Below are 14,528 nucleotides of genomic sequence, written 5' to 3'. Positions count from 1 at the left end.
GGCGTATTTTCGGCGTCACCGAAAAACCGCACAATCCCCCCATGAATACCTTCCTCGCGTTCTACCAAGAAATTGGCCCCGCCCTGACGCTGCTGGTGATCGGCACGTTCGTGCTGGCCGGCACCGTCAAGGGTGTGATCGGCCTGGGCCTGCCGACAGTCTCCATGGGCTTGCTCGGCCTGGCTATGTTACCGGCGCAGGCTGCGGCCTTGCTGATTATCCCGTCGACGATCACCAACCTGTGGCAACTGGCGTTCGGCGGGCATTTGAGCGCATTGGTCAAACGCCTGTGGCCGATGTTGCTGCTGATCTTCCTCGGTACCGGGTTGGGCACCTTGTGGCTGGGCATGAGCGGGGGAAGCTGGGTGGGCCATGCGTTGGGCGGTGCGTTGCTGGTGTATGCACTCAGCGGATTGTTCCTGCCGACGTTCAAGGTAAAACCTGAGACTGAACGTTGGCTGGGTCCTATGTGCGGCATCGTCACGGGAGTCATCACTTCAGCGACCGGCGTGTTCGTGATTCCCGCCGTGCCCTATCTGCAGGCCTTGGGCTTGAACCGTGATCAGTTGGTGCAGGCGCTGGGCCTGTCGTTCACGGTTTCCACCCTGGCGTTGGCCGCCGGGCTGGCCTGGCGTGGCACCCTCGGTGGTGGTGAAATCAACGCCTCGCTGCTGGCGCTGGTGCCGGCACTGCTGGGCATGTGGCTCGGCCAGGCGGTGCGGCAGCGAATCAGCGCCGTGTTGTTCAAGCGTGTGTTTTTCGTGGGTATGGCCTTGCTGGGGGCGCATCTGCTGATCAGCGGTTAACAATGGGTGGTGCATTTGTGCTTTCTGGTCAAATGTATTTTGCCGTGCCGCCGCTTATTCCGAGGGGCCAATGTCGATAGCCTGCCGGCAGACATTTTTAACCCTTCTGGATGCCCTCCCATGAAAAAAATCCTCCTGCTCAACGGCGGCAAAAAATTCGCTCATTCCGATGGCCGCTACAACACCACCCTGCATGACGCCGCCGTGGCCGTGCTGGACCGCGCCGGCCTCGACGTCAAAGTCACCCACATCGACGAAGGCTACGACGTGGCCGAAGAAGTCGCAAAATTCCTCTGGGCCGACGTGATCATCTACCAGATGCCCGGTTGGTGGATGGGCGCGCCGTGGATCGTCAAGAAATACATCGATGAAGTCTTCACCGAAGGCCACGGCAGCCTGTACGCCAGCGACGGTCGCACGCGCTCCGACTCGTCGCAGAAGTACGGCAGCGGCGGCCTGATCCAGGGCAAGCAGTACATGCTCTCGCTGACCTGGAACGCGCCGCAGCAAGCCTTCGACGACCCGACCGACTTCTTCGAAGCCAAAGGCGTGGACGCGGTGTACTTCCCGTTCCACAAGGCCAACGAGTTTCTTGGCATGACCGGCCTGCCGACCTTCTTGTGCGTGGACGTGATGAAGCGCCCGGCGATCGAGGCTGACGTGGCGCGCTACGAGCAGCATCTGGCGCAGGTGTTCAATTTCTCGGTGTAAGCTGCTGTGAACCGATAACGAGGAGCGCCTGTGAAAGCCCGATCCGATGAGCTACAGATCTTCGTCAGCGTGATTGAATGCGGTTCGATTTCCGCTGCCGCAGAACAGGTTGGACAGACGCCTTCGGCGGTGAGCCGCACCTTGTCGCGCCTGGAAGCCAAGCTCGACACCACGCTGATCAACCGCACCACGCGGCGCATGGACCTGACCGAGGAGGGCAAGTACTTCTTCGAACAGGCCAAGGTGATCCTGGCGCAGATGGATGAGCTGGAAGAACGCCTGTCCTCACGCCAGAAGAAACCAGCGGGGCGCCTGCGCATCAATGCGGCGGTGCCCTTTATGCTGCATGGGATCGTGCCGTACATCGCGGAGTTTCGCAGTCTTTACCCGGATATCCAGCTGGAGCTGAACAGCGATGACCTGATCATCGACCTGTTGGAGCAGAGTACCGATATCGCCATCCGCATCGGTGTGTTGGCCGACTCCACTCTGCATGCGCGCGCGCTCGGTTGTACGCCGCTGCATATCCTCGCCAGTCCTGATTACCTCAAACAACACGGTACGCCGACCACGGTCGCGGAACTGGCAGACCACACCTTGCTGGGGTTCACCCAGACCGAAACCCTCAACCACTGGCCGCTGCGCCATGTGGAGGGCGACCGTTGGCTGATCCAGCCCGGCGTGGCCGCGTCCAGTGGTGAAACCGTGCGTCATTTGGCGCTGGAAGGGCAGGGCATTTGCTGCCTGTCGAACTTCATGACCATCGACGACATCGAAGCCGGACGCCTGGTGCCGGTGCTGGAGGCGTTCAACAGTGGTTATCGCCAGCCGATCCACGCGGTGTTCTACCGTAACTCGCAGCTGGCCTTGCGCATCCAGTGTTTCCTCGACTTCATGCAAGCCAAGCTGGCGCGGTATGCCTGCTGATTCGTGACCTTCGCGCAAGAGTGAATTGGGCAATAGGGGCTTATTCGTCAGGGATCGGCCCTTGATACTGGTCCCATCACTTACCCACTCAGGAGCACTCTCCATGAACGTATTCGTTACCGGCGCAGCAGGTTTTATCGGGGGTTCCATCGCAACCGGCCTGGTCAAGGCTGGCTATAGCGTGACCGGCCTGGTGCGCAGCGCCGAGCAAGCCGCCGAGATGACCGCATTGGGTATCACCCCAGTGATCGGCACCCTGGATGACGCCGCTGTATTGACCGAGCAAGCGCAAAAGGCCGATGCGGTGATCAATGCCGCGAGCAGCGACCATCGCGCTGCCGTGGAAACCCTGCTGGCAGCCTTGAAGGGCTCGAACAAGCCATTCCTGCACACCAGCGGTTCAAGCATTGTCGGTGATGCGTCGGGCGGCAAGTCCAGTGATGTCATCTACTTCGAAGACAACTTGCCGGAGCCGACCGTCGACAAGGCGGCACGCGTTGCCATCGACAACCTGATCCTGGCGGCTGCCAACAACGGCGTGAACTCGGCGGTGATCTGCAACACGCTGATCTACGGCCACAGCCTGGGCGTGAAGCGCGACAGCGTGCAATTGCCGCGCCTGCTCAAGCAGGCGCGCAAGAGTGGGGTGGTGCGCCATGTGGGCAGTGGGCAGAACATCTGGTCCAACGTGCATATTGAAGACGTGGTGGCGCTGTACCTGCTGGCACTGACCCAGAACGTACCGGGCACCTTCTACTTCGTGGAAAGCAGCGAAGCGGCGTTTAACGACATGACCACCGCCATTGCCGAAGCACTGAACCTGGGCAAACCGCAGGATTGGCCATTGGCCGACGCCGAAGCCGAGTGGGGCTATGAAATGGCCAACTATGGCCTGGGTTCCAACAGCCGGGTGCGGGGCAAGCATGCCCGTGAACTGCTGGGCTGGGCGCCTAAGCGGACTTCGGTGGTGGAGTGGATTCGCAACGAGATGGTGTAAGTCTCCCTGTGGCGAGCGGGCTTGTTGTGGCAAGCCCGCTCGCCACAACCACAACCACAGGGTGTAGCTCGCCTTAAAAATCTGGTTCTGCCCCGCTCAATTCCGTACCATTCCCCGCCTTATCCCCCGCATTACCCTGGTACTTCATGAACCTCACCCGTCTGCGCGCCGATGCCCTGGCCGGCCTCACCACGTCTTTTGCGTTGCTGCCCGAATGCATCGCCTTTGCCCTGGTGGCCCACCTCAACCCGCTGATGGGGCTCTATGGCGCCTTTATCATCTGCACACTGACCGCATTGTTTGGCGGCCGCCCCGGCATGGTGTCCGGTGCGGCGGGCTCGATGGCGGTGGTGATCGTGGCGTTGGTGGTGCAACACGGCGTGGAATACCTGCTGGCGACGGTGTTGCTGGGCGGGTTAATCATGGTCGCCTTCGGCCTGCTGCGCCTGGGCAAGCTGGTGCGCATGGTGCCGCATCCGGTAATGCTGGGGTTCGTCAACGGCCTGGCGATCATCATTGCCCTGGCGCAGTTGGAGCATTTCAAGAGCGGTGAACACTGGCTCAGCGGCACGCCGCTGTACGTGATGATCGGCCTGGTGCTGGTGACCATGGCCATCGTCTACCTGTTGCCACGCATCACCCGCGCGGTGCCGCCCGCGTTGGTGGCGATCCTCGGCGTGGGCTTGGCGGTGTACCTGCTGGGCCTGCCGACCCGCACCCTGGGCGACATGGCCCACATTGCTGGTGGCCTACCCAGCTTTGCCCTGCCGCAGATCCCCTGGACCTTGGACACCCTCGGCATCATCGCGCCGTACGCCTTTCTGATGGCCATGGTCGGCCTGCTGGAAACTCTGCTCACCCTCAACCTCACCGACGAAATCACCGAAACCCGTGGCTACCCGGACCGCGAAAGCGTGGCCCTGGGCGCGGCGAATATGGTCTCGGGCCTGTTTGGTGGCATGGGCGGCTGCGCGATGATCGGGCAAACCGTGATCAACCTCAGCTCCGGCGGGCGCGGACGTTTTTCCGGGGTGTTTGCCGGGGTGATGATCCTGTTGTTCATCCTGTTCCTGTCGCCGTTTATCGAGCGGATCCCGCTGGCGGCACTGGTGGGTGTGATGTTCGTGGTGTCCCAGCAGACCTTCGCCTGGGCGTCCTTGCGGGTGATCAACAAGGTGCCGCTCAATGACGTACTGGTGATTATCGCGGTGACGGTGATCACTGTGTTCACCGACCTGGCCACGGCCGTGCTGTGCGGGATCGTGATTGCGGCGCTGAACTTCGCCTGGCAACAGGCGCGCGAGCTGTATGCCGATGAGCATCTGGAAGCCGATGGCAGCAAGCTCTATCGCCTGCATGGCACCTTGTTCTTTGCCTCGACCACGCCGTTCCTCAACCAGTTCGACCCGGCCAACGACCCGGCCCAGGTGACGCTGGATTGCCGTCACCTGAGCTTTGTCGACTATTCAGCCATTGCTGCGTTGATGACCCTGCGTGAGCGCTATGCCAAAGCCGGTAAGCATCTGCGGGTGCTGCATCTGTCGGAGCGCTGCAAGAAATTGCTCAAGCGCGCGAAGGTTCACCACGACTGATGCTTTATTAAACCATTCGGTTTTAAATCGTCCGGAGGCTGCCTATACTGGGCGACTCCCTTAATTGACGGTTCAAGGTCGGATCATGGGCAGAATCAAGCTATTTACCCGCGAAGATGTTCTGGAAAAAGCGATTCCTGTGTTTTGGCGTCGAGGTTTTTCAGACACAGGCGTGGCTGATCTGGAAAAGGCCACCGGCGTCAACAAGTCGGGCCTGTATGGCGAATTCAAAAGCAAAGACGCGCTGTTCGTGGCCTGTCTCGAACATTATTTCGAATGCAGGGAATGGCGTGCGCTGCTGAGTGCCGAGCCATTGGGCTGGTCGAACATCGAACAATTCCTGCGCTCAGCATTTGCCACCCCCGAGGGGCAGAGCGGCTGTTTTGCAATCAACTCCTTGCGCGATTTGTCATTGTTGCCGACTGAGGCTACCGTGGTCTTTGCGAAAAACTCAGTAATTCTCAAGAAGCTGATCGGCAATAACATCACCGGCGAGAACACGGTGCTCGCGCCTGAAGCCATTACGGATCTGATACTGACGTTTTTCTACGGGCTGGGCATCGAGCAGAACATCAAAAACCCAAGGCGGGCCTTTGATCATAAAGTGAGCGATTTTTTGGCACTGCTGGTGCCCGCCAAGTAATTGGCTGCCGGGACTGACAGCCAATTCGCCCTTGTTTACGCCAACGCGGCGTTGACGATTCTGACTTGGGTGTAATCCTGCATGCCTTCAATGCCACCTTGTTGACCAATACCCGATTGCTTGGCGCCGCCAAAGGGTACGTCGAATGGCAGCGATACATGGGTATTGATCCACACCGTACCGGCTTCGATGCGCGAGGCGACTTCTATTCCTCGATCGGTGTCTGACGTCCACACCGACGCGCCCAGGCCAAAGTTTGAATCGTTGGCGCGCAGGATCAACTCATCCAGATTGTCATAGCCCAGAATCGGCAGCACCGGGCCGAATTGTTCCTCGGTCACTAGCCGCGCCGTATCGGCCAGGCCTGTGACGATGGTCGGCGCGATGAAATAACCGTCTTCTGGCACCTGTTGCCCACTGACGACAACGGCGCCTTGGTCTTTCGCTTCGTCAATAAATGCCCGCACCTTGTCGTACTGCGCTTTATTCTGCACGGGCCCGAGGGTGGTCGTTGCGTCGAAGCCGTCGCCAGGTCTGGCCTGTTGCGCCAGGTTGACCAATTCGGCAACGAAAGCCTTCATCATCAGATTGGGGACGTACACGCGTTTTGCGGCGAAGCAAATTTGTCCGGCATTCAGGAACCCGGCCCGGAAGACTTTAGGGGCAACCGTCTTGATGTCAGCATCATCCAGGACAATCGCCACATCATTGCCACCCAGCTCCAATGTCGAACGTTTCAAGGTCGCCACGGTGCTGTTGAGCACTTTTTTGCCGGTTTCGGTTGAGCCAGTGAAGCTGACGTAAGCCACATCCGGGTGGCTGGTCAACAGAGGCCCCAACTCATTTTCATCCACCAGGGTCTGGAATACACCCGCCGGGAAAATGCTGGCGGCGAGCTCACCGAGCATCAGGGTAGTGATGGGGGTGGTAGGGGCCGGTTTGCCGATGGCGGTGTTGCCGGTCATCAAGGCTGCACCGATCTTTGACATCAGGATCCACACGGGGAAGTTCCATGGCGCAATAGCGACGACGACGCCCAGTGGCGAACGCTGCTCGATGATTTTCTCGGCAGCGGTTTCTCGAATGACCTTGGTTTTCAGCTCTTGCGCTGCGTGGTACTTGAGGTTGGCGGCAGCCCAGAGCACTTCGAAGCGGGCATCCTCCAGCGGCTTGCCTTGTTCGTGTGTGAGCATGCGGATGAGATCTTCTGCGTTGGCCTCGATGGCCTCTGCAAAACGGATCACGTAGGCGGCGCGTTCGGTGTAGGTCAAGGCGGCCCAGGCGGAGAAGGCTTTTTTCGCCGCGGCGATCGAGCTCAAGGCTTGGGCTTCGTCCGCTTTGGGAACGTGCTGGAAAACCTTGCCGGTGGCGGGGTTGAAGACGTCAAGACGGGATGCGCCATCGACCAATTGGCCATCGATTAACAGCTTGAAAACTCGGCTCATGAGAGGCTCCTGATGGGTTGGATGCTATAAAGAACTGATCGGTTCTTTATGCAATATCAAGGAGCCTCAGCGTCAAGTCAAGCGCTATCAATCGGTAGGAGCTGCTTGGTTACGGCCCGACCAGGTCTTCCAACTCCTGGGCGCGGGTCTGGGTCATGTCCAGCAGGCAGGCGGAGCCGTTGACCTGATCAATGGTGCCGCCGGTCGCGGAGCCGGCGAAGCTGCAATTGGCATCACGGTATTTTATCCACAGGCGCTGCACGTCTTGCAGTTGCTGCTTGCGCGCACCTTCCTGGGCGGCGAGGGCGGTTTTGTAGGCTTTGTTCAGGCGCGTGTCCTGCACCTTGGCTTCCTTGGCGTTGCAATTGACCATGTCGGCGGTCGTGTTGGCGCTGTCCATGCATTTTTTCAACGCCGCGTTATCGGCGGCCGACGCAGTGCCGCACAGGGCGAGAAACAAAGCGCTGACGGCGAGGGAGGTGCGAATCATGGTCGATTTTCCTGGGCATGAGGGGAGGCGCATTCTATGACTCGATGGCGGCGTTTGAGTTTCCAGCATCTTCTGATCTTCATGTAAGAACACCCCTCGAATTTTCATGGGCGACCGTTGGGCATATCCCAACGCGACAGCGCTTGCCTGTGAGCGAAAATTACTTTCATAAAAATTGAAAATACTCCTCGGTAATGATTTATGAGTTTCACAACCAATTCGACGTGACCCTTTCCGAGGAGTACCGCATGGCCGCATCACCGGGCTTCGGGCTATTGGCATACGCTGCCATCGCCATCATTGCTTTGATCGTGCTGATTGCACGTTACCGGCTCAACCCGTTTATCGTCATCACCTTGGTGTCCATTGGCCTGGCGCTGATGGCCGGGATGCCGGCGGACACCATCATGGGCTCGTATGAAGCGGGCGTCGGCAAGACCTTGGGGCATATCGCCCTGGTGGTAGCGCTGGGCACCATGCTCGGCAAGATGATGGCCGAGTCCGGCGGTGCCGAGCAGGTGGCGCGCACGTTGATCAACCGTTTTGGCGAGCGTAACGCGCACTGGGCCATGGTGTGCATCGCCTTCCTGGTGGGGCTGCCGCTGTTTTTCGAGGTCGGTTTTGTGTTGCTGGTGCCGATTGCCTTTACCGTGGCGCGGCGTGTGGGCGTGTCGATCCTGATGGTTGGCTTGCCGATGGTTGCCGGCCTGTCGGTGGTGCATGCGCTGGTGCCGCCGCACCCGGCGGCGATGATGGCGGTGCTGGCTTACAACGCGTCGGTGGGGCAGACCGTGCTCTACGCCATCCTGATCGGTATCCCCACGGCAATCATCGCAGGTCCCGTCTACGCCAAATTCATCGTGCCGCGTATTCATTTGCCGGCAGAAAACCCGCTGGAACGCCAATTCATCGAGCGCGAACCGCGTACCCGCTTGCCGAGCTTTGCGCTGACCATGGGCACCATCCTGTTGCCGGTGGTGCTGATGATGATCGGCGGTTGGGCCAACGTGATTTCCACGCCGGGCACCGGTTTCAATCAGTTCCTGTTGTTTATCGGTAACTCGGTGATCGCGCTGCTGGTGGCGACTTTGGTGAGCTTCTGGACCTTGGGGATCGCCCAGGGCTTCAACCGCGAATCGATCCTCAAGTTCACCAATGAGTGCCTGGCGCCGACCGCGAGCATCACCTTGCTGGTGGGCGCGGGCGGCGGTTTGAATCGCATCCTGGTGGATGCGGGGGTGACCAACGAAATTCTCGGTCTGGCCCATGCTTTCCATCTGTCGCCGCTGGTGATGGGCTGGCTGTTTGCAGCGCTGATGCGTATTGCCACGGGCTCGGCCACCGTCGCCATGACCACCGCGTCCGGCGTGGTGGCGCCGGTTGCGATGGGCCTGGGTTATCCACACCCCGAATTGCTGGTGCTGGCCACCGGCGCGGGTTCGGTGATCTTTTCCCACGTGAACGACGGCGGCTTCTGGCTGATCAAGGAATACTTCAATATGACGGTGATCCAGACCTTCAAGACCTGGACCGTGCTGGAGACTCTGATATCGGTGGTCGCCTTCGGTCTCACCTATGGTCTGTCCTGTATCTTGTAACCCGGAGCCCCCATGGACATCCTCTACCAGATCCGCGCCCGCCAGGACTCCTTCAGCGCCGGCGAAGGGCGTATCGCCAAGCTGATGCTCGATGACGTGGGTTTTGCCGCGTCGGCCAGCCTGGAGGCGTTGTCCCAACGGGCCGAGGTCAGCACGGCCACCTTGTCACGCTTTGCGCGCAGTGTGGGTTGCCGGGATCTGCGGGATTTGCGCCTGCAATTGGCCCAGGCCAGTGGCGTCGGCAGCCGCTTCCTCGACCCTGCGGGGTTGCCGGAGCAGTCGGCGTTTCATCGGCAGATCCTGGGGGATATCGAGGCGACCTTGCGTCAGCACTTGTCGGGGTTCAATCAGGCGGGTTTCGTTGATGCAGTGAGCCTGCTGGGCAAGGCGCGGATGATCCATGCGTTCGGCATGGGCGGCCCGTCGAGCCTGTGCAGCGATGAGTTGCAGGTGCGTCTGGTGCGCCTGGGTTATCCAATTGCCGCTTGCCATGACCCGGTAATGATGCGCGTCACAGCGGCTACGCTGGGGCCCGAGCATGCGCTGATTGTGTGCTCCCTGACCGGCCTCACCCCTGAGCTGCTCGACGTGGTGACGCTGGCGCGCAACTACGACGCGCGCATCGTCGCCATCACCCTGGCGGATTCGCCCTTGGCGCAGTTGGCGGACGTGGTGTTGCCGCTGCAACCGGCCGAAACCAGTTTTATCTACAAGCCCACCGCGGCGCGCTACGGAATGCTGCTGGCCATCGACTTGCTCGCCACCGAGCTGGCGTTGGCCCTGCCGGACGACAACCAGGAACGCCTGCGCCGGATCAAGCTGGCCCTGGACGATTATCGCGGCGGCCCCGACAGCCTGCCGCTTGGAGACTGATATGAAGTACGACACATTGATCCGCCAGGCGCTGATCATTGATGGCAGCAACACCCCAGGTTATGTGGCCGATGTGGGGCTGCGCGACGGGCGCATCGAGACGATCGGTGATTTGTCAGCGGCGGTGGCCGAGCATGAAATCGATGCGAGCGGACGTGTGTTGGCGCCGGGTTTTATCGACGTGCACACCCACGATGACACCGTGGTGATCCGCCAGCCGCAGATGCTGCCCAAGCTCAGCCAGGGTGTGACCACGGTGATTGTCGGCAACTGTGGCATCAGCGCGTCGCCGGTGACGTTGCGCCGTGATCCGCCGGACCCGATGAACCTGTTGGGCAGCGCTTCGGCGTTTGTTTATCCGCGTTTCAGCGACTATCGAGCGGCGGTCGAAGAGGCTCATCCGGCGGTCAACGTCGCCGCGTTGATCGGCCATACAGCGTTGCGCAGCAACCATATGGACGACCTGCATCGCACTGCCTCAGCGGATGAAATTGCCGCCATGCGCGTGCAGCTGCAAGAGAGCCTCGAAGCCGGTGCCCTCGGCTTATCCACAGGCCTGGCCTACGCCAGTGCGTTCAACGCCGAGACTGATGAGGTGTTGCAACTGAGTGAAGAACTCACCGCGTTCGGTGCGGTGTACACCACCCATTTGCGCAGCGAGTTCGAACCGGTGCTGGAGGCGATGGACGAGGCGTTCCTGATCGGTCGGCATGCCAAGGCGCCGGTGATCATTTCCCACCTCAAATGTGCCGGCGCCGGTAACTGGGGGCGTAGTCCGCAGCTGCTGGCGTCGTTGGAGCTGGCGGCTAAAACCCATCCCGTGGGGTGTGATTGCTACCCCTATGCGGCGAGTTCTTCGACCCTGGACCTCAAGCAGGTGACCGACGCGTTTCGGATCACCATTACCTGGTCGACGCCGCATCCCGAAGTGGGCGGGCGTGATTTGCAGGATATTGCCGCTGAGTGGGATGTTGCGTTGATCGACGCAGCCCGTCGGCTACAACCGGCAGGGGCGGTGTACTACGGGATGGATGAAGAGGATGTACGACGAATCCTGGCGCATCCATTGTCGATGGTCGGGTCGGACGGGTTGCCGGAGGATCCGTTCCCGCATCCGCGTTTGTGGGGGGCATTTCCACGGGTGTTGGGGCACTTCAGCCGGGATGTGGGGTTGTTCCCACTGCACACAGCCGTGCACAAGATGACCGGCTTGTCGGCGGCGCGGTTTGGTTTGGCTGAGCGCGGTGAAATTCGTGAAGGGCATTGGGCCGACCTGGTGCTGTTCGACCCGTTGCGCGTACGCGATGTGGCGGACTTCAAGGAACCGCAGCGCGCGGCGGAAGGCATTGATGGGGTGTGGGTCAACGGCGTGTTGAGCTACAGCGACGGGCAGGCAAATGGCCAAAGGCCGGGTCGGTTCCTGGCACGCAGCGGGGATTTGCGTCGGGGGTTTTCGTCTCTATAGTGGACGCTCATTTAAACGGAGCGGTTGCCATGCACTTAGGAAAAGTCATCCCCATCCTGCGGATTTTCGACGAGGCCAAGGCGTTGGAATTCTACGTCGATTTTTTGGGGTTCAAGGTAGATTGGCAGCATCGTTTCGAGGCGAATTTTCCGCTGTATTTGCAGGTTTCGCTGGGCGAGTGTGTGTTGCATCTGACCGAGCATCATGGCGACGCGTCGCCAGGCGCAGCAGTGCGGATTCAGGCGCAGGGTGTGGACGCCTACCAGCAGCAATTGGTGGGCAAGGATTACCGGTACGCCAAGCCTGGGGTTGAGGAAACGCCTTGGGGCTCGCGGGAGATGAGCATCAAGGATCCGTTTGGGAATCGGGTGGTGTTTGTTGACGAAGGCGAGGGCTGAGGGGTAAATTGCGGCAATAAAAAACCGCCTTAGTAGGGCGGTTTTTTTGCAAGCCCAGTTAGTGGCTGGGGTTGCGATTTCACAGGAAGCACTGACGTGTTGGAGATACTACTGCTGCGTTGGCGCTTTAAGCAAGACCTCACGGTAAATGGTTTTTCACCACGCTAATGCTCGGTTTCTTTTGGTTGAAGTCTGCAAAGAACAGCAACAACTATTAAGGCCGAGCAGACTGTGTCTGTCACACCTTGGCGTGGGGTACTGAGCTAGTATCGCCCTCGTTCTACGTTCATCGTGAGGTAGGTTGGCTGGGTTCGCGCGCAAATTTTGGACCGACTGCCACGGGCTAGTAATCCGTGCCGGATTCATGCAGAAGGACCATAAACCCAGCCGCCTCACAGGAGCACTGACGTGCATCCAAAGGCTCACATGTTCCGGTAAGTGCGTTGGAGGTAAGGCCCAACCTAGGGAGGGCCGAGTATGTCTAAGTTTGCACGACGTACGTGGAACCTCGTAGTGAACTGCCTGCGTGCTTATCACGTCTGGAAGTTCCTGCGGGACAGCTTCGATGACCGCTAAGGTCTGAGAAGTGGAGCCGCCTCGGTGTATACCAAGGCGGCTTTTTGGTTTATTACACCCGGAAGTGGCTGACCATCTGCTGCAACTGGCTACCCAAGCGCGCCAATTCAACACTCGACTTCGCCGTCTCGTCACTCGCCGTAGCGGTCTGCTCCGATACATCCCGCACATTCACAATGCTGCGGCTGATTTCTTCAGCCACGGCGCTCTGCTGCTCGGCGGCGGCAGCGATCTGCTGGTTCATCGACTGGATATTCGACACCGTACGGGTGATGTTCTCCAGTGACACACCGGCCTTGCGCGTCAGCTCGACACTGCTGTCAGTGAGGCTGCGGCTGTTGTTCATCACGTTGGCCACTTGCTGGGTGCCGTTCTGCAAGCCGGCGACCAGGCCTTCGATTTCCTCGGTGGATTTCTGCGTGCGCTGGGCCAGGCCGCGCACTTCGTCGGCGACCACGGCAAACCCTCGGCCGGCTTCACCCGCCCGTGCGGCTTCGATCGCCGCGTTAAGGGCCAGCAGGTTGGTCTGTTCCGCGACGGCCTTGATCACGTCCATCACGCTGCCGATCTTGTTGCTCTCTTGTTGCAGGTGGGTCATGGCGTCGGTGGAGCGCGCCACTTCAGCAGCCAGGCGTTCGATCTGGGCGATGGCCTCGGCCACCACTTTGTCGCCTGCGCGGGCTTGGCCGTCGGCATCGGCGGCGGCCAGGGAGGCCTGCTCGGCGTTGCGCGCCACTTCCTGCACAGTGGCAGTCATTTCGTGCATCGCCGTGGCGACCTGGTCGGTCTCGATCTTCTGGCTGTTCACGCCGGCGCTGGTCTGCTCGGTCACGGCCGACAGTTCTTCAGCGGCACTGGCGATCTGGGTCACGCCGTCGCGAATACCGCTGATCAATTCACGCAAGGTCGTGCCCATGCGCTGGATGCCTTGTTGCAGCACGCCCAGCTCATCCCGGCGAGTGACCTGGATGTTGTGGCTCAGATCGCCGGAGGCAATGCGCTCCACCACGGCCAGGGTTTCCTGGATTGGGCGGGTGATCTGGCGGGTGATGACCCATGCTGCGATCACGCCCACCAGCAGCGCCAGCAAGGTGCTGATCAATTGCAGGCTGCGGGCCTGCGCGCTCTCGGCGTCGCGGCGAGTCAGCTGGATGTCGTACAGTTTGTCGCTGATGGTGACGATATCAGCGCCTTGGGTGGTCATTTCGGCACGGGCAGTGACGATGTTGGCGTTGGCCGCCTTGTAGTTCTGCACGGCGCTGCGATAGGCACCCAAGGCGGTTTCCAATGCGGTCAGCGCACTTTGCTGGCTGGCGCCGAAGGCGGCGCTGAGGTCTTTCAAACCGGCGATGGCTTTTTCAATCTGTGCGGCTGCGCGGGCTTCAGTTTCCGGGCTGACGTTGCCGGTGTAGCCACGCACTTCGTAGCGAGCCAACTGAAATTGCATCTTGGCGTCGGCCACCGCCTGGAACTGAGCCAGGTGCTCCGAACTGTCGGGCATCTGCTTAACACTGGTTTCCAGCGCGTTGATTTGTGCGTTGGCGATATCCGCCTTGTCGCCCATCACTTGGCGAGAGGCGTTGCCGTTGCGGTAGGCCTCGCGCATTTTATTCAGTGACTGCTGGTAAGCGGTGATGATGGATTTCTGCTCGTTGAGCAGCTTGAGGTTTTCCGGGCTCTTGAAGCTGTCGAGCAATTTCTGTTGCTGGGCAGCGAAGGCATCCAGGTTGGTTTGTACGTTCTGGGCCACGGCTTCGTCGCCATTGGCGAGCATATATTGCAGGCGCACGATGCGCAGTTTGGTCAACGAAGCATTGAGCTGAGTGATATCGCTCATCCAGTTGCTGCGGTCGATCAGGCCGCCCAGGCTGGTCCAGCCGGTCAGTGCCAGGATCGAGGTAAGGACCAGCACCAGGCCGAAGCCCAGGCCCAGTTTGAGATTGACGCTGATGTTGCCGAACCAGCTATTCATCGAATGCTCCGCAAAGTTGATGTCTGTCTGCTGGA

At 60.1% G+C, this 14,528-nt stretch carries 13 protein-coding genes and 1 pseudogene; 10 read left to right on the top strand and 4 right to left on the bottom strand.

Translation table 11 applies throughout. The features are described from left to right. Positions 1-41: 41 nt before the first annotated feature. From ACP7BX_RS28465 to ACP7BX_RS28440, 6 genes are all read left to right on the top strand, one after another. A complete protein-coding gene (locus tag ACP7BX_RS28465; RefSeq protein ID WP_426131013.1) occupies positions 42-806 on the top strand; it encodes a sulfite exporter TauE/SafE family protein in 765 nt (254 codons plus the stop codon). A gap of 120 nt (positions 807-926) precedes the next feature. Beyond that, positions 927-1,517, top strand: coding sequence for an NAD(P)H-dependent oxidoreductase (locus ACP7BX_RS28460; RefSeq protein ID WP_406598429.1), 591 nt, complete (start codon positions 927-929; stop codon positions 1,515-1,517). 30 nt (positions 1,518-1,547) lie between these two features. After that, positions 1,548-2,444 carry a LysR substrate-binding domain-containing protein gene (locus ACP7BX_RS28455; protein ID WP_426131015.1) on the top strand — a complete coding sequence of 299 codons (897 nt, stop codon included), beginning with the start codon at positions 1,548-1,550 and terminating at the stop codon, positions 2,442-2,444. A gap of 103 nt (positions 2,445-2,547) precedes the next feature. Beyond that, on the top strand, positions 2,548-3,441 hold the full coding sequence (locus tag ACP7BX_RS28450) for an NAD-dependent epimerase/dehydratase family protein (protein WP_426131017.1): 894 nt from the start codon (positions 2,548-2,550) through the stop codon (positions 3,439-3,441). Between the two features lie 146 nt (positions 3,442-3,587). After that, positions 3,588-5,033: a SulP family inorganic anion transporter gene (locus tag ACP7BX_RS28445; protein WP_426131019.1), complete on the top strand. Its 1,446-nt coding sequence runs from the start codon at positions 3,588-3,590 to the stop codon at positions 5,031-5,033. Positions 5,034-5,118: 85 nt separating this feature from the next. Then, the gene (locus ACP7BX_RS28440; RefSeq protein ID WP_426131021.1) at positions 5,119-5,676 is read left to right on the top strand and encodes a TetR/AcrR family transcriptional regulator; all 558 of its coding nucleotides are present in this window, start codon (positions 5,119-5,121) and stop codon (positions 5,674-5,676) included. A gap of 35 nt (positions 5,677-5,711) precedes the next feature. On the opposite strand, the gene ACP7BX_RS28435 is transcribed toward ACP7BX_RS28440, so the two are convergent. Both ACP7BX_RS28435 and ACP7BX_RS28430 read right to left on the bottom strand, forming a co-directional pair. Beyond that, positions 5,712-7,121: an aldehyde dehydrogenase family protein gene (locus tag ACP7BX_RS28435; RefSeq protein ID WP_426131023.1), complete on the bottom strand. Its 1,410-nt coding sequence runs from the start codon at positions 7,119-7,121 to the stop codon at positions 5,712-5,714. Positions 7,122-7,230: 109 nt separating this feature from the next. Next, on the bottom strand, positions 7,231-7,611 hold the full coding sequence (locus ACP7BX_RS28430) for a lysozyme inhibitor LprI family protein (RefSeq protein WP_426131025.1): 381 nt from the start codon (positions 7,609-7,611) through the stop codon (positions 7,231-7,233). 248 nt (positions 7,612-7,859) lie between these two features. Here ACP7BX_RS28430 and ACP7BX_RS28425 point away from each other — a divergent pair, with 248 nt between their 5' ends. Genes ACP7BX_RS28425 through ACP7BX_RS28410 form a run of 4 tightly spaced genes read left to right on the top strand, consistent with a single transcriptional unit; the run spans position 7,860 to position 11,945 of the window. Further along, a complete protein-coding gene (locus ACP7BX_RS28425) occupies positions 7,860-9,209 on the top strand; it encodes a gluconate:H+ symporter (RefSeq protein WP_156717459.1) in 1,350 nt (449 codons plus the stop codon). A 12-nt stretch (positions 9,210-9,221) separates the two neighbouring features. Beyond that, entirely contained in the window at positions 9,222-10,082 is an 861-nt protein-coding gene (locus ACP7BX_RS28420; RefSeq protein WP_426131027.1) for a MurR/RpiR family transcriptional regulator, read from the top strand. A gap of 1 nt (position 10,083) precedes the next feature. Beyond that, positions 10,084-11,547 carry an N-acyl-D-amino-acid deacylase family protein gene (locus tag ACP7BX_RS28415; protein ID WP_426131029.1) on the top strand — a complete coding sequence of 488 codons (1,464 nt, stop codon included), beginning with the start codon at positions 10,084-10,086 and terminating at the stop codon, positions 11,545-11,547. Between the two features lie 29 nt (positions 11,548-11,576). Beyond that, positions 11,577-11,945, top strand: a complete 369-nt coding sequence (locus ACP7BX_RS28410; RefSeq protein ID WP_426131031.1) for a glyoxalase superfamily protein — start codon at positions 11,577-11,579, stop codon at positions 11,943-11,945. Between the two features lie 628 nt (positions 11,946-12,573). On the opposite strand, the gene ACP7BX_RS28405 is transcribed toward ACP7BX_RS28410, so the two are convergent. After that, a complete protein-coding gene (locus ACP7BX_RS28405) occupies positions 12,574-13,437 on the bottom strand; it encodes a methyl-accepting chemotaxis protein (protein WP_370636473.1) in 864 nt (287 codons plus the stop codon). Continuing rightward, a pseudogene (locus ACP7BX_RS28400) lies at positions 13,429-14,358 on the bottom strand (methyl-accepting chemotaxis protein); the annotation flags it as partial. The gene ACP7BX_RS28405 and the pseudogene ACP7BX_RS28400, both read right to left, overlap by 9 nt. Between the last annotated feature and the right edge of the window lie 170 nt (positions 14,359-14,528).

The organism is Pseudomonas sp. DWP3-1-3b3 (assembly GCF_049896305.1).
GTDB classification, from domain to species: domain Bacteria; phylum Pseudomonadota; class Gammaproteobacteria; order Pseudomonadales; family Pseudomonadaceae; genus Aquipseudomonas; species Aquipseudomonas azotoformans_A.
The sequence above is the reverse complement of the archived record's forward strand: the minus strand, read 5'-3'. Positions and strand labels throughout refer to the sequence as shown.